This window comes from Stenotrophomonas sp. STEN029 (assembly GCF_056760015.1).
Window position 1 is genome coordinate 25,605 of sequence record NZ_JBRREC010000010.1, and the last position, 26,123, is coordinate 51,727.

Below are 26,123 nucleotides of genomic sequence, written 5' to 3' on the forward strand. Positions count from 1 at the left end.
CCGTTATACTGACTGCCTCTGTTTCCACGATTTTCGCAGGTTCCGTCGCATGTTCGAGTCACTGACCCAGCGCCTTTCCGGCACCATCGAGCGCCTGCGTGGGCGCGGCCGCCTGACTGAAGAAAACATCCGCGAGGCCACCCGCGAGGTGCGCATCGCCCTGCTGGAGGCCGATGTGGCCCTGCCGGTGGTGCAGGCCCTGATCGAGAAGATCAAGGTTCGCGCGGTTGGCCAGGAGGTTCTCAAGTCGCTTACCCCGGGCCAGGCCCTGATCAAGGTCGTGCGCGACGAGCTGACCGCCGTCATGGGTGCCCAGGCCACCGACCTGAACCTCAACGTGCCTGCGCCGGCCATCATCCTGATGGCGGGCCTGCAGGGTGCCGGCAAGACCACCACGGTGGGCAAGCTGGCCAAGCACCTGAAGGAAAAGCGCAAGAAGAAGGTGATGGTGGTGTCTGCCGACGTTTACCGTCCGGCCGCCATCGAGCAGTTGAAGACCCTGGCCGAACAGGTCGGCGTGCTGTTCTTCCCGTCCGCGCCCGACCAGAAGCCGGTGGACATCGTCCGCGCTGCCATCGATGACGCGCGCAAGTCGTTCGCCGACGTGCTGCTGGTCGATACCGCCGGCCGCCTGGCCATCGACGAAGCGATGATGGCCGAGATCAAGGCCCTGCACGCCGCGGTCAACCCGGCCGAAACCCTGTTCGTGGTCGATGCCATGACCGGCCAGGACGCCGCCAACACCGCCAAGGCCTTCGGCGAAGCGCTGCCGTTGACCGGCGTGGTGCTGACCAAGACCGACGGTGACGCCCGCGGCGGTGCCGCGCTGAGCGTGCGTTACATCACCGGCAAGCCGATCAAGTTCACCGGTACCGGTGAAAAGGTCGACGGCCTGGATGTGTTCCACCCGGAACGTGTGGCCAGCCGCATCCTCGACATGGGCGACGTGCTGTCGCTGGTGGAGCAGGTCGAGCAGCAGGTCGACAAGGACAAGGCACAGAAGCTGGCCGAGAAGGTTGCCAAGGGCAAGAAGTTCGATCTGAACGACATGCGCGACCAGCTGGAGCAGATGCAGAACATGGGCGGCATCGGCGGCCTGATGGACAAGCTGCCGGGCCTGGGCCAGATCCCCGAGCACCTCAAGGCGCAGGTCAGCCAGAGCAAGGAAGTGCCGCGCATGATCGCCATCATCGGCTCGATGACCAAGAAGGAGCGCCGCAACCCGGGCCTGCTCAATGGCTCGCGCCGTGCCCGCATCGCGCGTGGCTCCGGCACCCAGCCGGCTGACGTCAACAAGCTGATGAAGCAGTACATGCAGATGGAAAAGATGATGGGCAAGCTGGCCGGTGGCGGCATGAAGGGCATGATGCGCAACATGAAGGGCATGCTCGGCGCCATGGGTGGCAAGGGCGGCCTGCCGTTCCGTTGATAACGTTTGATTCCAACCGGTTGAACAGGGAGTGGTGCATGAAGAACAGGATGTATCTGGTGTTGGCGGTGCTGGCGCTGGGCGCATGTGGCGAGGACCGCTCGCTGTCGCAGAAGGCGGGCAGCGCGATCAGCGGCACCGCCACCGATTTCGTTGCCGGCCTGGGTGAGGGCGTCGACAAGCGCATGTCGCTCAAGCTCGACGTCGCGCCGGAAGTGGTCAGCAACGGCATGACCGTGACCTTGGGCAAGAGCCGCGGCATGGGCTCCAAGGATGCGTCTGTGTATGTGGTGGCAACCAAGCCGTACAAGGGTGCATTCCTTGCGCGCGCACTGGACGAGTCCGGCGCTGAAATCGGCCGCTCGCGGGTGGACGTGGATTTCGCTGCCGATGATGCGCAGTATGTGAACTTCACTTTCAACGAAGAGATGGACAGCCAGCTGGTGCGTTCCTACGCACTTTCGCTGCGCTGAGTAGCGCGGGCATCGGCGGTATGATCACCGCCATGCACAACGCCCTCATCTCAGCCCGGACCGAAGCGTTCTGCCAGCGCTTCGGTCTTGAACTTCCCATTCTGCTGGCGCCGATGGCCGGCGCCTGCCCGGTGCCGCTGTCTGCAGCGCTTGCCAATGCCGGCAGCATGGGCGCGATGGGCGCGGTACTGTCCACGCCGGAACAGATCAGCCAGTGGATGCAGGCATTCGGCCAGCAGTCGCAGGGGCCGGCGCAGGTGAACGTGTGGGTGCCGGATGCGGCTCCGCGGCGGGACCCTGCCGCCGAAACGGCGACGCGTGAGTTTCTTGCGCAATGGGGGCCGCAGGTCGCGGCGGAAGCCGGTGATGCAGGTCCTGCCGATTTTGACGCCCAGTTCGATGCGTTGGTTGCCGCCCGGCCGGCGGTGGCTTCCACCATCATGGGGGTATTTTCCGCCGCACAGGTGGCACGGCTGCAGGCTGCCGGCATTGCCTGGTTCGCCTGCGCGACCACCTTGAGTGAAGCACTGCAGGCGCAGGCCGCCGGTGCCGATGCGGTGGTTGCGCAGGGCATGGAGGCGGGTGGCCATCGTGGTGCGTTTGACCCAGCGCTTGCCGAACGGCAGATGGTCGGTCTGTTCGCCTTGCTGCCGCGTCTGGTCGATCACCTGAGCGTGCCGGTGATCGCCGCTGGCGGCATTGCCGATGGTCGTGGTGTCGCGGCGGCCCTGATGTTGGGTGCCAGCGCGGTGCAGGTGGGCACGGCATTCCTGGCCGCCGATGAATCCGATATTCCCGCGGCGTGGAAGCAGGCGTTGGCCGTTGCCGAGCCCGAAGCCACGCGCGCGACGCGGGCCTTCAGTGGCCGACTTGGACGCGCCCTCGATACCGCCTATGTGCGAGCTGCCGAGGCTGCCGACGCGCCAGCCCCACGTCCCTATCCGGTGCAACGCGGACTGACCGCCAGCATGCGCAAGCAGGCCAGCGCCACCAACCAGCTCGATGCGATGCAGGCGTGGGCAGGGCAGTCGGCATGGATGGCCAGGCACGCACCGGCGGCGCAGATACTGCGTGCCATGTGGGCACAGGCGCAGGCGCTGCCGTGACGGTGCTGTTCTGCAACGGGCAATTGGCCGATGCCGGGGCGTTGAGCGCGGCGCTGGTCAATTACGGGCACTTCACCTCGTTGCAGGTGCGCACTGGCGCGGTGCAGGGCTGGGCGCTGCACCTGCAGCGGCTGCAGGTGGGCACGCGTGAGCTGTTCGATGTTGAGCTGGATGGCACGCAGCTGGTGGCATGGCTGCGGCAGGCATTGCAGCAGCTCGACGCGGCGGATGCATCGGTAAGGATCACGGTGTTCTCGCGGCAGTTCGATTTCCGCCAGCCGCTGCGTACGGTGCCGGTGGATGTGTTGATCGCCGTCGCCGCGCCGGCATCGATTCCAGTGCTCGCACGTTCAGTGCTGCCGCTGCCGTATCAACGCGAGTTGGCGCATATCAAGCACGTGGGGACGTTCCCGCTGTTCCACCTGCGCAGGCAAGCCTTGCAGCGCGGATTCGATGACGCCCTGTTTGTCGATGCGCAAGGCCGCATCAGCGAAGGCACCACCTGGAACCTGGCGTTCTGGGACGGCGCGCAGGTGTGCTGGCCACAGGCATCGGCGCTGCGTGGTTGCACCGAGCGTCTGCTGATGGAAGGTTTGACCCAGCTTGGTCAGGCGCAGACCCACGTCGAGGTGCACTTGCCGTCGTTGTCCCGGTTCAGTGGCGCGGCGGCATTCAATGCCTCCGGCATCTGGCCCTTGGCAGCCATTGGTGAGCAGCACCTGGAGCAGTCCGACGTGTTGCTGGCCCACCTGCAGGTCGCATTGGCGCAGGCACCTTGGCTGGCGTTGTAACACGGGCAGTAGCTGTGCGTTTGGGCCACGGGTGGGCCTGGCTTGATCAGCTGTGCACCGCGCGCATGTCATGTCGTTCGCGTTGCGTCGGCTGCACTCGATCGGGCTGCTGTCAGGAGATCGCATGATGTTGGACCTGAGTGACCCGCATGCGACGCTGCATTGGCTGATGAGCATGTTGCTGTTCGTGCTGCATCTGGTGATCGCAGCACGGGCGCTTACCCGCGCCAACCGGACACCTGCATCCCGCGCAGCCTGGGTACTGGTGATCATGCTGGCGCCGGTCATCGGCATGCTGGCCTATCTACTGCTCGGTGAAACCAATGTTGGCCGGGCGCGCCTGCGTCGGCTGCAGCAGACAGCGCGGATGCTCGCGGACTTGAATGATGCGGCTCACAACGACGTCGCGCTGGCATCGCTGCCTGCGCCAGCGTCATCGTTGTTTGCCTTGGCGACATCGATCAACGGAGCCCAGCCTCAACGCGGCAACCGCATTGTTCTGCTCGGCGCCACCGACAGCCATCCGACAGCGCCCATGGACGATTGCAGGGCTGCCATCGATGCCCTGGTGGGCGATATCGCGCAGGCGCGGCAGAGTGTGCACATCGCCTTCTACATCTGGCTGGATGACGATGCTGGCGGTCGCGTTGCTGACGCGGTTGCCGCCGCGGCAGGTCGTGGCGTGGCGTGCAGGGTGATGGTGGATGCGCTGGGTTCACGCGCCTTCATCGGCAGCCCGCGTTGGGCGCAGCTAGCGCAAGCCGGGGTCAAGCTGCTGCGGACCCTGGACGATCTCAATCGTCTGCAGCACATGGCCTTCAGCCGCATGGACCTGCGTGATCACCGCAAGATCGTGGTCATCGACAACCGTATTGCCTACTGCGGTAGCCAGAATTGCGCGGATCCGGAATTCCGGGTCAAGCCGCGTTTTGCACCATGGATTGACCTGCTGCTGCGTTGCGAAGGTCCGGTGGTGGCGCAGACGCAGCGCTTGTTCCTGAGCGGTTGGATTCCGGAAAGCGGTGAGCCGGGGCTGGACGGATACGCGGCCGACGTGGCGCAGCCCATTGCCGATGGGTGCATGGCGCTGGCGTTTGAAACCGGTCCGGTGACCCGTCACAACGTGATGACCGATATGTTTGCCGCCTGTGTCTATGCGGCGCAGCGCGAACTGGTGATCAGTACGCCATATTTCGTGCCGGACGAAGCGCTGCTGCGTGCGATCTGTGCGGCGCCGCGCCGCGGCGTACGCACGCGGCTGATCCTGCCCAGGCACAATGACTCCTGGCTGGTTGGGCAAAGCAGTCGCAGCACCTATGCCGATCTGCTGCAGTGTGGTGTGGAGGTCTATGAATACCCGCTGGGCCTGCTGCATGCAAAATCGCTGACCATCGACGGCGAGATTGCCCTGGTCGGCTCGGCCAACATGGACCGCCGCAGTCTGGAATTGAACTTCGAGAACAACCTGCTGATCGCCGACAGTGCGGTCACCGCCAGCATCGTGCGGCGACAGGAAGGCTATCTGTCGGTATCCGAGCCGGTGCTGTTGTCGCAGGTGATGGCGTGGCCGCTGCCAATCCGCCTGCTGCAGAACGCCGTGGCGATGATGTCGCCGGTGTTGTGACGCGATGGCTCAGACGGCGGGTGCACCATCACCGCGCAGCAGGCCCATGAACTCGCCGAACAGGCGCCGGTCGATCAAACGCCCGCGGTCGTTGGCCAGGATCTCGATGGCCCGCTGTATCGGCATCGGGCCACGGTAGGGGCGCTGCGAGGTCAGTGCGTCGAAGCCATCGACGATGGTCAGGATGCGTGATTCCAACGGAATGTCTTCGCCCTGCAGGCCGTGTGGGTAGCCGCTGCCATCCCAGGCTTCGTGGTGATGGCGGATCAGCGTGGCAACGGCTTTGGCATCACTGCGGCCGGTGCTGGTGAACAGGCGTGCGCCGCGTTCCGGATGGGTGCGCATCACCGTGATCTTGTCGTCGTCGAGTTTGCCGGGGTGCAACAGGACCTCATCACGGATGCCAATCTTGCCGACATCATGGAAGCGCGCGGCCAGCACGAGATGGCCGATACGCTCTTCGGACAGATCGCAGCGGCGGCCCATGGCCTGGGCAAGTTGCGAGACGCGATCGCAGTGGTGGTCGGTATAGCTGTCGCGCTGGTCCAGCGCGGCGGCCAGTACATCGATGGCGCAGGAGCTGTCATCCGGTGGATGCGACAGGCCCACGGGCGTGGTGATGGTCAACATGATGACGGAGCCGTGTGGGGAACGGCTGCGAGCGTAAGAGAGGGGGCGTTATTTTCAACGCCCTTTCGCCTTCACGCAATGTTTACAGATTGATTTATTCAGGCGCGGCCGGGATGCAGCGTGGTCAACAACGCACGTGCGGCGTTGAAACGGTCAGCGCTTTCCGGCAACGGATGTTTGATGCGCAGCTTGTCCGGGCCATCCATCTGGTAGAGCTTGGGCTGCTTCTGGATCAGCTGGATCACCACCATCGGATCGATGTTGGGCTTGCTGTCGAAGACGATGCGACCACCGTTCTCGCCCAACTCCAGTTTGCGGATGCCCAGTTCGTTGGCCTGCAGCTTGAGCTCGGCGATGGCGAACAGATGCTTGACCGGATCCGGCAGCAGGCCGAAGCGATCGATCATTTCCACCTGCAGTTCGCGCAGGCGTTCGTTGTCGCGCGCCGAGCTGATGCGCTTGTACAAGGTCAGGCGGGTATGCACATCTGGCAGGTAGTCTTCCGGAATCAAGGCCGGTACATGCAGCTCGACATCGGCGCCGCGTGCTTCTTCACCGGCATCCAGGTCCGGCAGCTTGCCGGACTTGATCGAGCGGACCGCGCGTTCCAGCAGTTCGGTGTACAGGCTGAAGCCGATCTCGGCCATCTGCCCGCTCTGGTCTTCGCCGAGCAATTCACCCGCACCACGGATTTCAAGATCGTGGGTGGCCAGGGTGAAGCCGGCGCCCAGTTCGTCCATCGAGGCGATGGCATCCAGGCGCTTCTGCGCGTCTGGCGTGATCGAGCGCTTGTCCGGCACCAGCAGATAGGCATACGCACGGTGATGCGAGCGGCCAACGCGGCCACGCAGCTGATGCAACTGCGCAAGACCAAAACGGTCGGCGCGGTTGATGATGATGGTGTTGGCGTTGGGGATGTCGATGCCCGATTCGATGATGGTACTGGCCAGCAGCACATTGAAACGCTGCTTCTGGAAATCCAGCATCACCCGTTCCAGCTCGCGCTCGGGCATCTGCCCGTGGGCCATGCCGATGCGTGCTTCGGGCACCAGTTCGGACAGCTCGCGCTGCATCCGTCCCATGCTTTCCACATCGTTGTGCAGGAAGTACAGCTGGCCGCCACGCGACAACTCGCGTTGGAAGGCTTCGCGCAGCTGCGCGTTGTCCCATGCGGTGACGAAGGTCTTCACTGCCAGACGGTTCGGCGGCGGGGTGGCGATGATCGACAGGTCGCGCAGGCCGGCCATGGCCATGTTCAAGGTACGCGGGATCGGCGTCGCGGTCAGGGTCAGCAGGTGCACGTTGGCGCGCATCGCCTTCAGCGCTTCCTTCTGGCGCACGCCAAAGCGCTGTTCTTCATCGACGATGACCAGGCCCAGGTCCTTGAACTTCACGTCCGGCTGCAACAGCCGGTGCGTGCCGATGATCACATCGATGGTGCCTTCGGCGACCTTGTCGAGCTCGGCCTTGATTTCCTTGCTGGTCTTGAAGCGCGACAGCACTTCCACCCGCAGCGGGTAATCGGCGAAGCGGTCGCGGAAGTTGCGGTAGTGCTGTTCGGCCAGCAGCGTGGTCGGCACCAGTACCGCAACCTGCTTGCCGCCGCTTGCCGCGGCGAACGCAGCACGTACGGCGACCTCGGTCTTGCCGAAGCCGACGTCGCCGCAGACCACGCGGTCCATCGGCTGGCTGGATTGCAGGTCACGCAAGGTGGCCTCGATCGCCGCCTGCTGATCGGGGGTTTCCTCGAACGGGAAGCCTGCCGCGAACGGCTCGTAGATCGAACGGTCGACATCCAGTGCCAGGCCCGCACGGGCGCGGCGACGGGCCTGGATTTCCAGCAGCTCGGCGGCAACGTCGCGGACTTTCTCCGCAGCCTTGCGCTTGGCCTTGGCCCACTGTTCGCCACCGAGTGAATGCAGCGGCGCGGTTTCCGGCGACGCGCCGGAGTAGCGGCTGATCAGGTGCAGTTGCGCGACCGGCACGTACAGGCGGTCGCCCTTGGCGTACTCGATCTCGAGGAATTCGCCGGGCATGCCGCCGACATCCATCGCGATCAATCCGCGGTAGCGGCCAACACCATGATCTTCATGGACGATGGGCGCGCCTTCGGTCAGCTCACCAAGGTCACGGATGATGGATTCGGGCTCACGCCCGGCCCGCCGCGTACGCCGCGCCTGGCCGGCGCGCTCGGGGAACAGCTGGCGCTCGGTGAGCACCGCCAAGGCCGGCTCGCTGAGCGCAAAGCCGTCATCCAGCGGCGCCACGGTAATGGCGAACTTGAGCCCCTCTCCCTTCGGGAGAGGGGTTGGGGAGAGGGTAGGGGGCGCAAGCCCACCAGCTGTCTGGCTCTTGCCGGCAGCCTTACCCCCATCCGACCCTTCGGGCCACCTTCCCCCGATGGGGGAAGGAAGGAACTCATTGAAGCTCCCAACAACCTCAGGCCGCAATTCAGCAGCCTGCAACACTTCCAACAAAGCCTCACGCCGTCCCGGCGAATCCGCCGCGATCAGCACCCGCCCTGGGTAATGCTCGATGAAGGACTTCAGTGCCTGTCCCGCCGGCGCATCCTTGGCTGCGACCGGCAACGGCGGCAGCGGCTGGTCCCCCAGCGGCTGCGCCTCGGCGGCACGCGGATGATCGGCCGCGCAGACTTCCACGCGCGGCAGTTTGTTGAACTGCTCGCGCAGCTTGTCCGGAGACTGGTAGATCTCGTCCGGCGGCAGCAGCGGCCGTTCGATATCGTGGCGACGCTGCTCGTAACGGCTGTTGGTCTGCAGCCAGAACGCGTCGGAGGCTTCGCTGACGCCGTTGCCGAGCACGGTCATGAAACCGTCCGGCAGGTAGTCGAACAGGGTCGCGGTCTGGTTGAAGAACAGCGGCAGCATGTATTCGATGCCCGAAGGCGCCAGACCCGCCTTCAGGTCCTGGTACAGGGGACTGCGCCGGGTATCCACGTCGAAGCGTTCGCGCAGCGATGCCAGCACCTTGTTGAGGCTGGCCTCATCCATCGGCACTTCGCGGCCGGGCAGCATCTTCACTGCCGTCACCTTGTCCAGCGAACGCTGCGATTCCGGGTCGAACTCGCGGATGGAATCGATGTCCTCGTCCAGCAGCTCGATGCGCAGCGGCGCGTCGGCGCCCATTGGATAGACATCGAGCAGACCGCCGCGCACGGCGAAATCACCCGGGTCCATCACCTGCACGACATTGCGGTAGCCGGCGCTTTCCAGCCGGCGCTTCTCCGCGTCCATGTCCAGGCGCTGGCCGACCTTCAGGTCGAAGCTGCCGCCGACGATGTAGCTCAATGGCGCCAGCCGCTGCAGCAGAGTCTGCACCGGCACCACGACGATGCCTTGCTTCAGTGTCGGCAGGCGGTGCAATGCGGCCAGACGCTGCGAAATGATGTCCGGGTGCGGGCTGAACTGGTCGTAGGGCAGGGTTTCCCAATCCGGGAACGGTACCACCGGCAACTGGCTGTTCGCACCCAGCAGGGTCTGCAGATCAGCGACCAGCTGATGCGCGCTGTGGTTGTCGCGGGTGATCAGCAGCAGCGGCTTGGCGTGCGCCTGCGCGGCGCAGGCGACATGCCAGGCCAGCGCACTGCTGGAAGCCGGAGCGCGCCACCAGGCGCGGAGCTGGCCCGAACGGGGCAGCGGCGGAATGGGGTAGGTAATAGGCGACATGAACCGCGAATTTTACCAGATGCGTCCCGGTCGCCCGTTTGGGCCTGATCCGGATTGCAGGTGCGGGCGTTGCAGGGCCGATAACGCGACAGGCGCCTTGCCGGCGCCTGTCGTGGGCTGAATGGAGAACCGGCGCTTAGTTGGCCAGTTCCAGCACCATCCGCACCAGCCCGGGGGCGGCGGAAGGGTGTGGCACCTGCTTGAAGCCCAGCGAAGCGGCCAGCTGCAGCATTGGCTCGTTGTCCTGGGCGATGTCGCCATACAGGCGGTCCAGATACTTGCCGCGTGCCCATTTGACCAGTTTGCGCATCAACTGCCGGCCCAGACCCTGACCGGCAAGGAAGCCGCTGACCAGAATGGCGTACTCGGCATCGCGGGTGCCCGGGATGATGGAGGCACGCGCGACCGCGCCGACAACCGCTTCGCCGGGTGGCAGCGGCTCGGCTGCGACCAGTGCGATCTCGGTTTTCGGGTTCGGGTGGGTCAGGCGCTGGGCGGTCTCATCCGACAGTGTTTCAACCGACTGCAGGAACTTGTCGCGCACTTCTTCCGGCCCGAACAGGGCAAATGCGCCCTGCAGCGGCGCACCGTCTTCAGGGCGGATGGGTCGTATCAGCAGCTCACGGCCGCTGGGAGCCTTGAAATTTTCATGCCACGGGGGCATGCGGTTGCGTGTGGCCATGACTACGTTTCCTCCAAAGTCGCCTGATTCTGTCACCGCGGCTGCTACGTTCTGTGAACGCGGTCCAAAGCGGCTGCAGATTGCCGGCGCCGCCCGTCATTCGGGCGTCTTCAGCCACTCCAGCCGGGTCGAGGTGCCGGTTTCACCCAGATACTGCTTCAGGACCGGCAAGGCCGGGGCCAATACCTGCTCGAACTGCCATGGCGGGTTCAGCAACAGCATCCCGCTACCATTCAGACGCAGTGGAGAGTCGTCGGCCCTCACCATGAATTCGGCAACCAGGATGGACTTGGCCGGCAGCGCGGCCGCCTTGCGGAAGAACGGCTGCAGGGTGCGGCGCTGCTTGATCGGGTACCAGACTGCGCATTGCGCCTGTGGCATCCGGGCAAGAATCTCACGCAGGGTTGAGATGATCAGCGGGTACTCGGCGTCCTGCACCTCATACGGCGGATCGATCAACACCAGCGCCCGCCCGATCTTGATCGCGCCGCTCTTGGGCGGCAGGAAGGCGCGGATGGCTTCATAGCCGTTGCCGGCGTGCACCTGTACCCGGCGGTCGTGGGCAAACAGCTCCTTGAGTGCGGTGACCTCATCCTTCTGCAGCTCGCAGGCGGCCATGCGGTCCTGTTCGCGCAGGGCGCGCGCGGCCAGCAGCGGCGAGCCGGGGTAGGAGATCAAGGCGCCGACCGGGTTGTCGGCCTGCACCGCGCGCAGGTACTGCTCCACCACTTCGGGCAGCGACGGGGTGGTCATCAGCCGCAGCACACCTTCATCGATCTCGGCGGTTTTGCGGCTTTCCTCCGCGGACAGCAGGTAACGGCCGCGGCCGGCATGCGTGTCCAGCACGAAGAAGGGCGAGTCTTTGCGCTTGAGCGCGTCGATCATCGCCAGCATGACGATGTGCTTGAGGACGTCGGCGTGGTTACCGGCGTGGAAGGCGTGGCGATAATTCATCGGCGAAGTTTACGGCTTGCGGCGTGGTGTGGGCGTTTTCATTGGAGGGAGCCGGTTGGGCGCTGTTTGCGCGGCGGTGCTGGGGGCCGATCCGAAGGGGTCCAATACGTCCCGATTGCTGCCGGCCGCTGGCGTCTGCAGCAAGGCCAGCTATGCTGATGCAATGTCCAGCCAACCTGCCCGGGTACTCGTCGTCGAAGACGAGGCCGCCATCGCCGACACCCTTCTTTATGCGCTGCGCAGCGAAGGCTATGCCGCCAGTCACTGCACGCTGGGTCGCGAAGCGCTGGCCTTGCTGCGCCAGCATGGCGCCGATGTGCTGGTGCTGGACGTCGGCCTGCCCGACCTGGGCGGCTTCGAGGTCTGCCGTGAACTGCGCACTTTCAGCCAGGTGCCGGTGATCTTCCTGACCGCCCGCAACGACGAGTTCGATCGCGTATTGGGGCTGGAGCTGGGCGCCGACGACTATGTGACCAAGCCGTTCTCGCCGCGCGAGATGGTGGCCCGGGTACGCGCGCGATTGCGCCGGACCGCGCCTGCTGCACCAGTTGCAGCGGAGGAGGGTGGCTGGAAGCAGCTGGGGCGGTTCGCGATTGACCACGACGGCCGCCGCATCCGTTACGACGAGGCGTTGCTGGACCTGACCCGCTACGAATACGCCTTGCTGGCGGCACTGCTGCAGCGGCCCGGGGCGATCCTGAGCCGGGCACAGCTGATGGAGCGTGGCTGGGACCACGCCAGCGACAGCACCGACCGTACCGTCGATACCCACGTCAAAACCCTGCGCGCGAAGCTGCGTGCGGCCGGCGCTCAGGGCGAACCGATCCGTACCCACCGTGGCGTCGGCTACGCTCTGGATGTCTGACCGATGCGTATCGGGCTGAAGCTGTTCCTGGGGTTCTTCCTGATTGTCGGCATCGCCGCGTTCTTCGTGATGCGTGTGTTCGTCAACGAAGTGAAGCCCGGCGTGCGCCAGGCGATGGAGTCGACCCTGGTGGACGCGGCCAATGTGCTGGCGGTGATGGCTGCGCCGGATCTGAAGGCTGGCCACATCGGCGACGGTGACTTCGCCGCGCGCCTGGCCACTGCCCAGCGCCGCGATCCCAAGGCGATGGTGTGGCGTTTCCCCAAGCGGAGCATCGATTATCGGGTGACGGTGACAAATGCGCAGGGCATCGTGGTCTACGACTCACGCGGGCAGGACGTGGGCCGCGACAACTCGCGCTGGAATGATGTCTACAGAACCCTGCGCGGTGAGTACGGCGCGCGTTCCAGTCCGGAGATACCGGGCGACGAAACCAACACCGTGATGCACGTGGCCGCGCCGATGTACGACCCGGCTGACGGACGCACCCTGATCGGCGTGCTGACGCTGTCGCAGCCCAACGACACCATCGATCCCTTCATCGTTGCCAGCCAGCGCGCCATCATCGCGCGCGGTGCCTGGTTGATCGGTTTGTCGGCCTTGATCGGTTTGCTGATGACGTGGTGGTTGTCGCGCGGCATCAGCGGGCTGAGTCGTTATGCCAAGGCCGTCAGCGCCGGTGAGCCGGTGCCGCCGCCGAAGCGGCGCCGCGACGAGATCGGCGACCTCGGCCGGGCGCTGGAAACCATGCGCCGCAAGCTCGAAGGCAAGGCCTATGTCGAACAGTACGTGCAGTCGCTGACCCACGAGATGAAGAGCCCGCTGGCGGCGATACGCGGCGCTGCCGAACTCCTGCAGGAGCCCTTGCCGGAAGCTGACCGGCAGCGTTTCGCCGCCAACATCGTGCAGCAGGAGCGGCGCCTGACCGAAACCATCGACCAGTTGCTGCGGCTTGCCGAGGTTGAACAGCACGGTTGGCTGCAGCGGCGCACCGAGGTGGATCTGGTCGCGGTCTGCCGCGCGCTGGCCGAGGATGCGGCGCCACGCCTGCAGGCCGGGCAGATCCAACTGGATGTGCAACTGCCGGAGCGCGCAGCGGTGCAGGGCGATGCTTTCCTGCTGCGGCAGGCGCTTTCGAACCTGCTGGACAACGCGATCGCGTTTTCCGCGCCGGGCGGTCGCATCGTGCTGAGCGTGCAACGCCAGCAGCAGAACTGGCGCATCGCCGTGCGCGACAACGGCCCTGGTGTGCCGGAGTACGCGCAGGAGCGGGTGTTCGAGCGCTTCTATTCGCTGGCGCGGCCGGGTACGGGGCAGCGCAGTTCCGGCCTGGGCCTGCCATTTGTGGCCGAAGTGGCGCGCCTGCATGGCGGCGTTGCGGAACTGGGCAATCATCCTGAAGGTGGCGCCGAAGCGCGCCTGCTGCTGCCGGCCGGCTGACTTCACATTCGCTTCAAACTCGGCACAAACCCTGCTCACCGGTCGCGTTCAACCTGTCCCTGTTTCCACACGAGGACGGGACATGACTTCCCTGAAACTGCTGTTGCGCTTCGCCATTGTCGGCGGGCTGGTGTTGTTGCTGCTGATTCCCCTGCTGCTGATCCGCAGCACCATCAATGAGCGTGAGCGTTACCGCGACGAGGCGGTCGAACGGGTATCGCAGAGCTGGGCCGGCGAGCAGTCGCTGATCGGCCCGGTGCGGGTGCTGCCGTGGACCCAGCAGCGCGAAGTCGAGATTCCGGCCGAAGGCAACAATCCGCGCAAGACAGAAATGCGCGTTGAAAGCGGCTACGACCTGCAGATGCCGACGCGCTTGAATGTGCAGGGTAATATGCGCACCGACGAGCGCACCGTCGGCCTGTTCAAGGTGCCGGTCTACAACTGGCAGGCCAAACTGCAGGCCGAGTTCGCCGAGAGCAGCTATGTGGCGGTGCCGGGGCGCACCTACGGCCGTCCCTATCTGGCGATGGGCGTGTCCGATGTGCGCGGCCTGGTAGGTACGCCGAACCTGCGCGTCGACGGCCGTGCGATCCAGCTGCAACCCGGCTCCGGCGCTCTGGAAGGAACCTCCAAGGGCTTGCATGCGCCGCTGTCGGTATTGCCGGATTCGGTGCAGGGCGTGCTGCGCGAGGGGAGCAAGGTCGAGCTGGAGTTCGTGCTGGGCGGCACCCGTTCGCTGGCGGTTGCGCCGGTGGGTGACGACACCCGCGTCTCGCTCTCATCAACCTGGCAGCATCCGCTGTTCGGCGGCAGCTTCCTGCCCAACGAGCGCAGCATCGATGCCAGCGGCTTCAAGGCGGAGTGGGCGGTGTCATCGCTGGCCTCGGCGGCACAGGCGCAGCTGGTCAGGGCGATCCGCAGCGACGGTGGCAGCGTGGAGGCATTGAACGTGGCCTTGGTGGACCCGGTGGACACCTATACGCAGGTGGACCGTGCCAGCAAGTACGGCATCCTGTTCGTGCTGCTGACCTTCGTTGGCTTTGCATTGTTCGAGCTGATCAAGCAGCTGAAGATCCACCCGCTGCAGTACCTGCTGGTTGGTCTGGCATTGGCGATCTTCTTCCTGCTGCTGCTGAGCCTGTCCGAGCAGATTGCGTTCTGGAAGGCGTATCTGATTGCGGCGGCGGCGTGTATCGGCCTTCAGGGTTTCTATCTCAGCGGGGTACTGCACAGCTGGAAGCGCGGTGTCGGTTTCGCAACGATGCTGACCATGTTGTACGGCGTGCTGTACGTGCTGCTGGTCTCGGAGAACAACGCGTTGCTGATGGGTTCGCTGCTGCTGTTCGGCATCCTTGCCGCGATCATGTGGATCACCCGCAAGGTCGATTGGTACGAGCTGAGCAATCGTGCGGTGAGCAAGCAGGCTTGATCTCGCAGTTGCGATGACAGGGCGGGGTGGCGTTGGCCATCCCGCCCCTTTCGCAGGGAGGAATGACATGAATCGTGCATTGATCCATCGCCGTGCGCAGCGCTTGTTGCCTGCGGGTATCGAGACCTGCGGCTTGTTGCACTTCGGCTTGGCGCCGGGGCAGGTGGAGCGGGCGCTATTGGGCAGTGTGTTTGCTGGTGGGCAGGCGCAAGGGGTTGTGGCGCTGCGCTTGTCGTTGTCGACGGCGTTGGCGATCCGGCGCAAGGGGCTGCGGTATTTCGAACCAGGCGATTGGGTTTATTCAGCGTTTGCCGAGGCTCATTCGTCGGATGCCGGTGGTTTTGCGTGTGGAGCAGAGGGCTTGGGTGCGCTGCCGACGACACATGGCGCTGGATACTCCGCCGTCGCTCAAGATGGCCGTTCGTGGTTTGTGGTGCTGCCGGTGGAACGTCTCGTGGTTTATGGGTGGTGGGAGTGAGGGGCGCTGGGTTCTTGCCATGTTGCGCACGTGCTCCCTTCTCTCGCGTTCGCGAGGAACACTGGGCCTTCTGCCGCAAAGGCGGGATGCTTGAGGAGTCGGCCCCGCGAAGGCGGGCTGCGGGCGCACGCCGGGCCGAATGATTCTCCCTTCTCCCGCTCGCGGGAGAAGGTGCCCGGAGAGCCTGCCCCCGCGAAGGCGGGGGGCGGATGAGGGAGCTTTGGGTTTGGCTGTTGCTCTGTTTTTGTGAAAGGCCAATGCGGCAGCAACAACCAAAAACAGAGCTTTCACTCCCCTGCGGGGAGCGAGTTACTTCTCTTTGCTTGTGCAAAGAGAAGATAACCAAGAGAAACACACCCTTCCTCCGCGCCCACGCCGCTGCGCGACGTGGGTCCACTCCGCTGGCAGGATTTTTCGACGATACATCCATGTATCGTCGAAAAACGACGCACAACCATGTGCGCCGCCCCGGTCGGGGTCGTGTGTGCCCGCTCCGTCGCTGCGGAAGGGGCCCGGTAAGTCAATGGCGGAAGCAACAGCAACAGCAACAGCAACAGCGGCAACGGCAACGGCAACAGCAACAAGCGCAACGACTGTGGGCTGATACGGATCCGGGTTGCGCACCCTTGAGAACTGCCGGGATGTGTTCCGAAAGCCAATGCCCTTGATCGGCAAAGTCGGCGGCTGCCTGTGCTGGCGTATGTGCTGGTGACTCGTGCGGGTTGAATCGCACCGTCGTTGCCAAACCATGACCATTGGCCGACTCGGCAGCTGCTGTGTACTGGCTAGACTCGGTGGTTTGTCGTCATTGGGCCTTGGGCCGGGGAAAGCATGATCAAGCGGGGTTTGTTGGCGTTGTGCATGGGCTTGGCGGTGAGCGCTACGGCGCAGGCGGCCGAGCAGGTGGATCTGGACATGGTCAGCAAGATCCGCCAGGAGGCGTTCCACCGTTCGCAGGTGATGGACACCTTCAGCCATCTGACCGAAACCATCGGCCCGCGCCTGACCAATTCGCCGGCCATGACCCAGGCTAATGCCTGGAGCCGCAGCAAGTTCACCGAGTGGGGCCTGGTCAATGTGCACGACGAGGCCTTCGAGGACTTCGGTCGTGGCTGGGAGTTCAGCTCGGCCAGTGTCGAGATGCTGGGCCAGCGCGTACAGCCGCTGCACGCCCTGCCCAAGGCCTGGACGCCGGGCACCAATGGCGCGGTGGAAGGCGAGCTGATCCAGGTCGATATCAAGAAGCTGGCCGACCTGGAGAAATACAAGGGCAAGCTGCGCGGCAAGATCCTGCTGCTGGGGGACGCGCGCGAGTACAAGCGTGGCACCGAGTCCGATTCGCACCGCCACGACGCGACCTCGCTGGAAGGCCTGCAGGCCTTCACCATCCCCAAGACCGCGGAAGAAGACCGCGCAAAGCGGGTGAAGGAATACAACGAGCGCCAGGAGCTGGGCAAGGCGGTCAATGCTTTCTTCGTCGAGGAAGGCGCGCTGGCCGCGATCAGCATCAGCGGCTGGGACAACGGCATCATCCGTGTCGCCGGTGGTGGTTCGCGCAAGGCCGGCGAGTCGGTGGGCATTCCCGAGCTGGCGATGATCGCCGAGCATTTCAATCCGCTGGTGCGCGCACTCAAGGACAAGCAGACGGTGACGCTGCGGGTCAATGTGGATGCGCGCTTCACCGATGAGACCAACCAGCCGGGCCACAACACGCTGGCCGAGATCCGCGGCAGCAGCAAGGCTGACGAGATCGTGATGCTGGGTGCGCACATGGACTCCTGGCACACCGGTACCGGCGCGGCCGACAACGCCGCCGGCGTGGCGGTGATGATGGAGGCGATGCGTATCCTCAAGGCGGTGGGCGCCAAGCCCAAGCGCACCATCCGTGTCGGCTTGTGGAGTGGTGAGGAGCAGGGCCTGATCGGTTCGCAGGCCTATGTGGCACAGCACTTCGCGCGCTACCCGGAGCCGACCGATGCGGCGCAGAAGGCGTTGCCGGCGTCGTTGCGTGAGCCGACCGGTCCGCTGCAGAAGCTGCGTGATTACGACAAGTTCCAGGTCTACTTCAACATGGACAATGGTTCGGGCCGGTTCCGTGGCATCTATGCGCAGGAGAACATGGCGGCGATGCCGATCTTCGAGGCGTGGTTGAAGCCGTTCAACGATGTGGGTGCGACCACGGTGGCCACGCGCAATACCGGCAGCACCGATCACATCAGCTATGACCGGGTGGGTCTGCCGGGCTTCCAGTTCATCCAGGACCGTCTGGATTACTTCAGCAATGTGCATCACAGCCATCTGGATACCTGGGATCACGCCGAGGCGGAGGATCTGAAGCAGGCGGCGGCGATCGTTGCATCGTTCGTCTATAACGCTGCGATGCGTGAGGAGCGGTTCCCGCGTAAGCCGTTGTTGGAGAAGTGAGTTAGCCGGATTTGCTAGAAGGAAGGGCCGCATTGCGGCCCTTCTGCTTTTCGCGCAGAACGAACAGATGCTTGGTGCGTCCCTTCTTCCGCTTGCGGGGGAAGGTGCCCGAGGGGCGGATGGGGGGAGCTTTGGCTTCGGTTGTTGCTCTAAGCAACAGCAAGAGCAAGAGCTTTCGCTCCCCTGCGGGGAGCGAGTTACTTCTCTTTGCTTGTGCAAAGAGAAGGTAACCAAGAGAAACACACCCTGCCTCCGCGCCCACGCCGCTACGCGACGCGGGTCCACTCCGCTGGCAGGATTTTTCGACGAGACATCCCTGTCTCGTCGAAAAACGACGCACATCCCTGTGCGTCGCCCCGTGCGGGGTCTTGTCTGCCAGCTCCGTCGCTGCGGAAGGGGCCCGGTAGATCAAAGGCTGGAGCAACGGCAATGGCAACGGCAACGGCCGAAGCCAGAGCCAGAGCCAGAGCCAGAGTTGCCCTCACCCCAAGGCCTCTCCCGTGAGCGGGAGAGGGGCTTATAGCGGCAGGTCGCTGGCTCTTGTTGCGTCTTTCGGTCCGCGCGCGAAGGGCTGGAGCGGGTTCGAAGCACCGGCAGGGGGGAAAAGGTAAAATGCCCCGATTCCAACTTCTGCGCCCGTCATGACCGTCCGTACCCGCTTTGCCCCCAGTCCCACCGGCTACCTGCATATTGGTGGCGCCCGCACCGCGCTGTATTGCTGGCTGGAGGCGCGTCACCGTGGCGGTGAGTTCGTGCTGCGCATTGAAGATACCGACCGCGAGCGCTCCACCCAGGCCGCCATCGATGCCATCCTCGAGGCGATGGACTGGCTGGGCCTGGGCTATGACGAAGGCCCGATCTACCAGACCGCGCGCGTTGCCCGCTACCAGGAAGTGGCCGAGCAGCTGATCGCCTCGGGCAAGGCATATTACGCCTACGAGACCAAGGAGGAGCTGGACGCCATGCGTGAAGCCGCCATGGCCAAGCAGGAGAAGCCGCGCTACAACGGCGCCGCCCGCGAGCTCAACCTGCCGTACAAGGACGACCCGAACCGCGTCATCCGCTTCAAGAACCCGCTTGAGGGCACAGTGCTGTTCGATGACCTGATCAAGGGCAATATCGAAATCGCCAACAGCGAGCTGGATGACATGGTCATCTTCCGCCCGGACGGCTACCCGACCTACAACTTCGCGGTGGTGGTCGACGATTGGGACATGAACATCAACGAGGTCATCCGCGGTGATGACCATATCAACAACACCCCGCGCCAGATCAATCTGTACGAGGCCATCGGCGCGCCGGTGCCGAAATTCGGCCACATGCCGATGATCCTGGACGAGCAGGGCGCCAAGCTGTCCAAGCGCACCGGCGCGGCCGACGTGATGCAGTACAAGGACGCCGGCTACCTGCCCGAGGCGCTGTTGAGCTACCTGGCCCGTCTGGGCTGGTCGCACGGTGACCAGGAGATCTTCACCCGCCAGGAACTGATCGACCTGTTCGACGTCACCAACTGCAATTCCAAGGCCGCGCGCCTGGACATGGCCAAGCTGGGCTGGGTCAACCAGCACTTCCTGAAGACCGAGACGCCGGAGTCCATCGTTCCGCACCTGGTCTACCAGTTGGAAAAGCTCGGTCTGGACATCAGCAAGGGCCCGGCCCCGGTCGATGTGGTCATCGCCCTGCGTGAACGCGTGCAGACCCTGAAGGAAATGGCCGAGAAGGCCGTGGCCTGGTACACCTCGCTGAACGAATACGACGACGCAGCCGTGGCCAAGCACTTCAAGGCCGGCGCCGAGGTGCCGCTGGCCAAGGCCCGCGAGCTGCTGGCAGCAGCTGAATGGACCGCCGAAGGCGTGTCCGTGGCACTGCATGAGGTGGCCGCGCAGCTGGAAATCGGCATGGGCAAGGTCGCCCAGCCGCTGCGCGTAGCCATCACCGGCACCCAGGTGAGCCCTGACATTTCCCATACCGTGTATCTGGCTGGGCGCGACGAGGCCTTGAAACGCATCGACGCCGCACTCATCAAGATCCCAACGGCCTGACCCCGAGGTAGACATGACCGACGCACACTCCTGCACCGCCCCGCACCACCACGTCGAAGACGCGGCCGGTTTTGTCGCGGTGGTCGAACGGGTGTGCCGCGAGCGCGGATTGCGGTTGACCCCGATCCGCGCCAACGTGCTGCGGCTGATCGCCGAGGCCGGCAAGCCGGTCAAGGCTTATGAACTGCTGGAATGGGTGCGTGAAGGCAAGGGTGTGGGCGCCGATGCCCCACCCACGGTCTACCGCGCGCTGGACTTCCTGATGGCCAACGGTTTCGTGCACAAGCTGTCGTCGGTCAACTCGTTCGTCGCCTGCCACCACCCGAGCAGCAACCAGCATTCGGTGCCGTTCCTGATCTGCGACCGCTGCCATAGTGCAGTGGAGCTTGAAGACCGCGACATCGTCCGCCAGCTCGAAGCCCGTGCCAAGGAGCTGGGCTTCAAGCCGCAGGCACAGACGCTGGAAGTACACGGCCTGTGCGCGAACTGCGCAGGCTGAGTCTTTAGCCCCTCTCCCTGCGGGGAGAGAGGGGCAGCATGCGAACCATTGGTTCGCTGCCCATCGAACGCCCTTGCGCCAGCGCAAGGGCCGGGGTGCGGAGCAGGGGTTGGGGTGAGGGTGAAGCGCCCCGCGGAAATGATTTTTGTAGGAGCGGCGTAAGCCGCGAAGCCGATAGGCTTCGACCGCCCCGGCTACTTCGGTGTGGTCAATGCGCTATCGGCTTCGGATGTTGCGGTGGTTTCGCGGCTTACGCCGCTCCTACAACAGCCCACTGTGCTTACGGCTTTGCCTCGTAGACCACTTCGCCATCCTTGATCGTCTGCAGCACCTTGATGGTGTGCAGCTGGCTGCGTTCGATGGTCATTGGGTTGTCCGACAGCAGCGCCAGGTCCGCACGCTTGCCGACTTCGATCGAGCCCTTGCTGCTCTCCTCGCCGTACTGGCGCGCTGCCCACAAGGTGATCGCTTTCAGCGCGATCGCCGGTGATACGCGCTGCTCCGGTCCCAGCACGCGACCACTACGGGTCACGCGGTTGACCGTCGCATCCAATACCCGCATCGAATCCGGAAACACCACCGGCGCATCGTGGTGGGAGGTGAACACCATGCCCGCGTCCAGCACCCATTGCGTGGGCGAGATGTTCTCGGCGCGCTCCGGACCCAGCACCGAGTCGCGGTGCCAATCACCCCAGTAATAGGTATGCATCGGGAACAGCGAGGGGAAGATGCCAAGACGGCGCAGCTCACCGACCTGATCCTTGCGCAGGGTCTGGCCGTGGATCAGTACCGGCAGCAGGTGTTTGTCCGGGTACTTGGCTTCTGCGACGGCGACGGCGTGGATCAGCTGATCAATCGCGGCATCACCATTGGCATGTGCCTGTACTTGCCAGCCATGGCCCCAGGCCTGGGTGATGAGGTCATCGACCTTGGCGGTGGGGAAGGCGGGATAGCCGGCATAGTCCGGCTTCTCGCCCTCGGGGACCTTGTAATATGGCTTGGTCAGCCACGCGGTTTTGCCCTGTGGCGAGCCATCCAGGCTGATCTTCACGCCGGCGATGCGGAAGTGGTCGGTGTAGTTCAGGCCATAGAAGGGACCTTGCATGGCCGGGTTCTGCAAGGCCACTTCGATATCCGGATAGGACACCACGTCGATCTTGAGTTTGCCGGCCTTGGCCGCCATCGGCAGCAGTTGCAAGGTGCCTGCGTCGGTCTTGGCGTCCTGGGCGGTGGTGTAGCCGTATTTCATATACAGCGCCTGGCCAGCTTCGAGCATGGCCAGGGATTGCTCGACAGTCATCGCCGGCATCAGCTTGGCCAGGGCGATGTTGTGCGCGCTTTCCTCCAGCACACCATCGGGCACATTGCTGCCTGGCTCGCGGCGGATCACGCCGCCGGGTGGGTTGGGTGTGTCGGCGGTGATGCCGGCCAGTTCAAGTGCCTTGCTGTTGTAGGCGCCGAGATGGCCGGACTGGTGCATCAGGATGATCGGTATGTCAGTGGCGATCGCATCCAGATCCTGGCGGGTCGGATGCCGCTGTTCGACCAGTTGCGAATCGTCGTAGCCGAAACCGATCAGCACCTTGTAGCCTTCGGGTGTGCTCGGATGCGCGCGGAACTCGCGCATGATCTTCTGCAAGGCGGGGATCGAGTTGCCTTCGCCATCAGGTGCGGGCAGCAGGTTTGCCGACAGCGCCTGCAGCCCAACGCCTGAAACGTGGCCGTGCGCGTCGATGAAGCCCGGCGTCAGCGTATGACCCTGCAAGTCGATCTGCTGCGCTTGCGGGCTGAAGCGGCGTGCCGCCTTGCGGGTGCCGACAAAGGCGATGCGACCATCGCGCACGACGATGGCTTCCGCTTCGGGGTGGTGGTCGTCCACGGTGACGATGGGCCCACCGGAATACAGCGTGTCTGCTGCGTTGGCGGAGGTGGCCGTGAGTGCGGCCAGGACGGAGAGCGCCAGAATCAGTTTCACCGAGGGTTCTCCCGGTTGTGGGCAGGGCTACAGCCTAGCGCAATCGGGTGAAGGCCTTGCTCCCTCCCCTTGCGCAGCAGGGGAGGGCTGGGGAGGGGTTGGCTCTGGGCCGTTCTCGCAATGTCAGCTTCGCGGCTTACGCCGCTCCCACAAGATGGTCGGTAAGCCCTTGCCGAGCATGGCTCGGCACTACCGCTGTTGCTCCCTCCCTTGCGTAGCAGGGGAGGGTTGGGGAGGGGTTGGGCTTTGCGCAGGTGACGCCGCGGTGTCCACTTCCACCACCACCGACATGCCGGGGCGCAGGCGCGCGGCCAGTGGCTGGTCGGGGTCGATGGCGATGCGGATCGGCAGCCGCTGCACCACCTTGGTGAAGTTGCCGCTGGCGTTGTCGGGCTTGAGCACCGAGAACTCCGAGCCGGTGGCCGGGGCGATCTGCTCGATGTGGCCGCGCAGCTTCTTGCCCTGGAAGGCATCGACGCTGAATGTCGCGGGTTGGCCGATCGCCATGTTCCAGGTCTGGCCTTCCTTGTAGTTGGCTACTACCCACAGCGTGTCCGGGACCAGGAACAGCAACTGGCTGCCGGCGGTAACGTACTGCCCAAGCCGAACGGTCGCTTCCGATACCTGGCCATCACGCGGCGCCTTGATGACGGTGTTGTCGAGGTCGATCTTCGCCAGTTCCAGGGCGGCTTCAGCCATGGCGACCTTCGCCTCCAGACCCTTGCGCGCCACTTCGGTGGAGGTGAGGGTTTCTTCGGCGATATGGATGGCTGCCTGCGATTGCGCCACGCCGGCAGTCGCCGCCTGCGCCGAGGCGCGCAGCTTGTCGCGGTCGCTGTTGGAAACCAGTCGCTGTGCGGCCAGGGCTTCATAGCGCTGCAACTCGGTGCGGCTGCGTTGCTGCTCGGCCTGTTGCGCCGAATGGTTCGCGCGTGCGGAACTGATCTGGGCGCGGTTCTGCGCCTGGCTCTGGTCGGAGTTGGCCAGCTGCGCGCGTGCATCTTCGAGGGAGGCCTGCGCTTGATCCACCTTCTGCCGGTAGATGCGCTCATCGATGCGCAGCAGCGGTTGGCCTTGTTTGACATGGTCGAAGTCGCTGACCAGCACCTCGGTGACATAGCCGTTGACCTGCGGTGCCAGCACGGTCACCTGGCCGCGCACATAGGCATCGTCGGTGTGCATGAGCGTGCTGTTGAACGGCCACAACTGCCAGGCGCGCAGGATCAAGGTCAATCCGACCAGGGCGACGATGATCATCACCACCACCGCACGGCGACTCGGGCGGTTGTACTTGGACACCGGCGTGGGCGCCGGGGTTGAAGTGTTCTTTTCGGTCTTGTTGCTCATGTTTCTGCTCGGTTGTCCTGGGCCCCGGCGCGGTCACGCCGGATCACCTGTTTCACGCGGGGATTGCGCAGCGTCACTTCCAGCAGCAGCCAGCTCAGGAAGCAGATCGCGACCCAGCCACTGAAGGCGAATACATCGTTGAAGGCGCGTACATTGGCCTCGCGTTTTGCCGCCGCTGCCAAGGCGGCACTGGCCTGTGCCTTGAGTTGTACCGGGTCGGTGATGACGCGGGCGTAGGCTTGCTGCTGCAGCTGCAGGCGGTGCGCCACCTGTGGATCGGCGGGATTGAGCTGGCTGACCAGTGCGGTCGAATAGAGGTGTTCGCGGTGCAGCTGGTAACTGCTCAGGAACGCCGAGCCGGCGAGGCTGCCGAAGCTCTGGGTCAGCGACAGGATCACGATGAAGGACACGATGTGGTCCAGCCCGCGCGCCATCGCCTGGCGTATGCCGATCAGCATCAATGGGCCCATGAACATGCCGCTGCCCACCGCCGCCAGGAACTGGCTGAGGGCGAAATCCATCGGCCGGTCCATGCTGGTGCGGTGCTGGTCGAGGAAGGCGGCACTGCCGAGCAGGATGATCGACACCAGCAACTGCGGGATCAGCGCCTTCGGCCCGAAGGTCAACGCACCGGCAGCGATGCCGACCAGCACGCCGATCAGGATCACCCCGAACAAGGGCGCCATCTGGTCCGGGCCCATGCCCAGCGTGCGCATCATCGAGATCATCCCGTAGGACTGCTCGTTGGTCAGGAAGCGGATCAGGAACGCGCCGACGATGAAGCGCAGCATCACCGGCCCCATCAACCAGCGCACCTGCAGCAGCGGGTTGCGACGCTGGTGCTCGATGCACAGACCGGTGGTGATCAGCACCACCGCCGCAGTCAATGCCCAGCCCAGCCATGGGGAGTCGAACCACCAATGCAGGTAGCCCTGGCTCAGCACCACCACCAGCAGCGCCAGACCCGGCGCGAGCAGGGCGAAGGTGAGGAAGTCGGTGCGCTCGAAGACCTTGATCTGGATGCCGGGCGGCAGCTTCAGTACCACCACCGCGGCAAACGAACACAGTGCCAGCCCGGCCTCGAACAGATACAGGTTCTGCCATTCGCCATGGTCGAGCAGGCCGGGCGACAGCAGCCACGCCAACGGCACGGCGAGCTGCGACAGGCCGACGCCTATCACCAGCAGGTTGCCGACGTATTTGCGCGGCAAGGCCTGCAGCATGTACAGCGTGCCCAGCGTGGTGCAGGCGGCACCGGCAAAACCGCTGCCGGCGCGTACCAGCAAGGTGGTCGCGTTGTTGCCGACAAACAGATGCAGCACCGCCAATGCGGCATAGGTGCCCAGGCCGATCTCGGCGAACAGGCGGATGCCGTACTCCTGGCGGAACTTGAACACCAGCAGGTTGGCGCTGACATTGACCATCAGGTAGGCGGCGACCAGCCAGTTGGCCTCGCTGGCCTGCAGCCCCATCTGGCCGGTGATCAACGGCAGGTTGGCGCTGATCAGGGCATTGCCCAGCCCGCCGGTGATCGCCACCAGCACCGCCACGGCGGCGTAGGCCGCACGCCGGTGCGGGGGATGCCAGGGCATCGAGGCCGAGCCGGGCAGGCTGGGCTTCTCGTGCTCTTCCCAGTCCGGAATGGGCTTGAGGGGTTTCATGTGCGTTCCGTTGCAGCCTGCACGGACAGGCCGGGACGCAGCAATTCAATCGCACGCCGTGCGAGGGTGGCGCGATCTTCGACGGTGCGGCCGCGCAGGGCGGCGCCGAGCATGCCGGAGATCAACGAGATATCCGACAGCTGCAGGTCAAGCCGGCACAGCCCTGCGGCCTTGGCCCGCAGCAGTGCCGGTTCGGACAGGCCGAGAATGCGCTCGCGTGCGGCCTTGATCGTGGGCTCGTCCGGGTCCACCGCGCGCCAGTAATCGGCCAACGCAGGCGAATGCACGATGCGCCTGGCCATGCCGATGATCAGCTCGAACAGGGCATCGTCGCGCTCGCCCAGTTCCTGCAGGTGCGCTTCGATCTTTTCCACGGTCCGCTGCAGCAGGGCTTCGATCAGCGCGGTGCGGTCGGGGAAGTTGCGGTACAGCGTTGCCCGGCCCACACCGGCGCGAGCCACCACCAGATCAAGTGGAGCGGTGATGCCGTGCTCGCCGAACACGGCGTCGGCCGCATCCAACAGCAAGGCACGACGCACGGCGGCATCGGAGCGAATGGAAGTCATGCCGCATATGATCCGGACAAAA

General features: G+C 64.7%; 20 protein-coding genes. 12 read left to right on the forward strand and 8 right to left on the reverse strand.

Annotated elements, in window-relative coordinates:
• Positions 1-49 precede the first annotated feature (49 nt).
• The 5 genes from ffh (at position 50) to cls (ending at position 5,423) form a co-directional block, all read left to right on the forward strand.
• Positions 50-1,429, forward strand: a complete 1,380-nt coding sequence (gene ffh, locus ACVOLI_RS03785; RefSeq protein ID WP_282266648.1) for a signal recognition particle protein — start codon at positions 50-52, stop codon at positions 1,427-1,429.
• Between the two features lie 38 nt (positions 1,430-1,467).
• Complete coding sequence (locus ACVOLI_RS03790) at positions 1,468-1,902, forward strand: hypothetical protein (protein ID WP_282266650.1); 435 nt, start codon at positions 1,468-1,470, stop codon at positions 1,900-1,902.
• Positions 1,903-1,934: 32 nt separating this feature from the next.
• Entirely contained in the window at positions 1,935-3,008 is a 1,074-nt protein-coding gene (locus ACVOLI_RS03795) for an NAD(P)H-dependent flavin oxidoreductase (RefSeq protein WP_481533583.1), read from the forward strand.
• A complete protein-coding gene (locus tag ACVOLI_RS03800) occupies positions 3,005-3,799 on the forward strand; it encodes an aminotransferase class IV (RefSeq protein ID WP_481533584.1) in 795 nt (264 codons plus the stop codon). Before ACVOLI_RS03795 ends, ACVOLI_RS03800 begins: the two co-directional genes overlap by 4 nt.
• A 124-nt stretch (positions 3,800-3,923) precedes the next feature.
• Positions 3,924-5,423, forward strand: coding sequence for a cardiolipin synthase (cls, locus tag ACVOLI_RS03805; protein ID WP_481533585.1), 1,500 nt, complete (start codon positions 3,924-3,926; stop codon positions 5,421-5,423).
• 9 nt (positions 5,424-5,432) lie between these two features.
• Here cls and ACVOLI_RS03810 read toward each other — a convergent pair whose 3' ends face one another.
• From ACVOLI_RS03810 to ACVOLI_RS03825, 4 genes are all read right to left on the reverse strand, one after another.
• Entirely contained in the window at positions 5,433-6,053 is a 621-nt protein-coding gene (locus ACVOLI_RS03810) for an HD-GYP domain-containing protein (protein WP_481533586.1), read from the reverse strand.
• 98 nt (positions 6,054-6,151) lie between these two features.
• On the reverse strand, positions 6,152-9,739 hold the full coding sequence (gene mfd / locus ACVOLI_RS03815; protein WP_481533587.1) for a transcription-repair coupling factor: 3,588 nt from the start codon (positions 9,737-9,739) through the stop codon (positions 6,152-6,154).
• Between the two features lie 136 nt (positions 9,740-9,875).
• Positions 9,876-10,421: an N-acetyltransferase family protein gene (locus tag ACVOLI_RS03820; RefSeq protein ID WP_481533588.1), complete on the reverse strand. Its 546-nt coding sequence runs from the start codon at positions 10,419-10,421 to the stop codon at positions 9,876-9,878.
• 96 nt (positions 10,422-10,517) lie between these two features.
• The gene (locus ACVOLI_RS03825) at positions 10,518-11,375 is read right to left on the reverse strand and encodes a 23S rRNA (adenine(2030)-N(6))-methyltransferase RlmJ (RefSeq protein WP_481533589.1); all 858 of its coding nucleotides are present in this window, start codon (positions 11,373-11,375) and stop codon (positions 10,518-10,520) included.
• A 163-nt stretch (positions 11,376-11,538) separates the two neighbouring features.
• On the opposite strand from ACVOLI_RS03825, the gene creB reads away from it, so the two are divergent.
• From creB to ACVOLI_RS03860, 7 genes are all read left to right on the forward strand, one after another.
• A complete protein-coding gene (gene creB / locus ACVOLI_RS03830) occupies positions 11,539-12,240 on the forward strand; it encodes a two-component system response regulator CreB (protein ID WP_481533590.1) in 702 nt (233 codons plus the stop codon).
• Between the two features lie 3 nt (positions 12,241-12,243).
• On the forward strand, positions 12,244-13,680 hold the full coding sequence (gene creC / locus ACVOLI_RS03835; RefSeq protein ID WP_481533591.1) for a two-component system sensor histidine kinase CreC: 1,437 nt from the start codon (positions 12,244-12,246) through the stop codon (positions 13,678-13,680).
• Between the two features lie 82 nt (positions 13,681-13,762).
• Positions 13,763-15,109: a cell envelope integrity protein CreD gene (gene creD, locus ACVOLI_RS03840; protein ID WP_481533592.1), complete on the forward strand. Its 1,347-nt coding sequence runs from the start codon at positions 13,763-13,765 to the stop codon at positions 15,107-15,109.
• A gap of 67 nt (positions 15,110-15,176) precedes the next feature.
• Positions 15,177-15,587 (forward strand): hypothetical protein, encoded by a 411-nt coding sequence (locus ACVOLI_RS03845; RefSeq protein WP_481533593.1) that lies wholly within the window; start codon positions 15,177-15,179, stop codon positions 15,585-15,587.
• An 831-nt stretch (positions 15,588-16,418) separates the two neighbouring features.
• Positions 16,419-18,011: a M20/M25/M40 family metallo-hydrolase gene (locus tag ACVOLI_RS03850; protein WP_481533594.1), complete on the forward strand. Its 1,593-nt coding sequence runs from the start codon at positions 16,419-16,421 to the stop codon at positions 18,009-18,011.
• Between the two features lie 641 nt (positions 18,012-18,652).
• Complete coding sequence (gene gltX, locus ACVOLI_RS03855; RefSeq protein WP_481533595.1) at positions 18,653-20,053, forward strand: glutamate--tRNA ligase; 1,401 nt, start codon at positions 18,653-18,655, stop codon at positions 20,051-20,053.
• A gap of 13 nt (positions 20,054-20,066) precedes the next feature.
• Positions 20,067-20,552 carry a Fur family transcriptional regulator gene (locus tag ACVOLI_RS03860; protein ID WP_282266682.1) on the forward strand — a complete coding sequence of 162 codons (486 nt, stop codon included), beginning with the start codon at positions 20,067-20,069 and terminating at the stop codon, positions 20,550-20,552.
• Positions 20,553-20,832: 280 nt separating this feature from the next.
• Here ACVOLI_RS03860 and ACVOLI_RS03865 read toward each other — a convergent pair whose 3' ends face one another.
• The 4 genes from ACVOLI_RS03865 to ACVOLI_RS03880 form a co-directional block, all read right to left on the reverse strand.
• The gene (locus tag ACVOLI_RS03865) at positions 20,833-22,527 is read right to left on the reverse strand and encodes an amidohydrolase (protein WP_481533596.1); all 1,695 of its coding nucleotides are present in this window, start codon (positions 22,525-22,527) and stop codon (positions 20,833-20,835) included.
• Between the two features lie 189 nt (positions 22,528-22,716).
• A complete protein-coding gene (locus ACVOLI_RS03870) occupies positions 22,717-23,874 on the reverse strand; it encodes an HlyD family secretion protein (RefSeq protein WP_481533597.1) in 1,158 nt (385 codons plus the stop codon).
• Positions 23,871-25,535, reverse strand: a complete 1,665-nt coding sequence (locus ACVOLI_RS03875) for an MFS transporter (protein ID WP_481533598.1) — start codon at positions 25,533-25,535, stop codon at positions 23,871-23,873. The genes ACVOLI_RS03870 and ACVOLI_RS03875 overlap by 4 nt, the downstream gene beginning before the upstream one ends.
• Positions 25,532-26,101 carry a TetR/AcrR family transcriptional regulator gene (locus ACVOLI_RS03880; protein WP_481533599.1) on the reverse strand — a complete coding sequence of 190 codons (570 nt, stop codon included), beginning with the start codon at positions 26,099-26,101 and terminating at the stop codon, positions 25,532-25,534. Before ACVOLI_RS03880 ends, ACVOLI_RS03875 begins: the two co-directional genes overlap by 4 nt.
• Positions 26,102-26,123 lie beyond the last annotated feature (22 nt).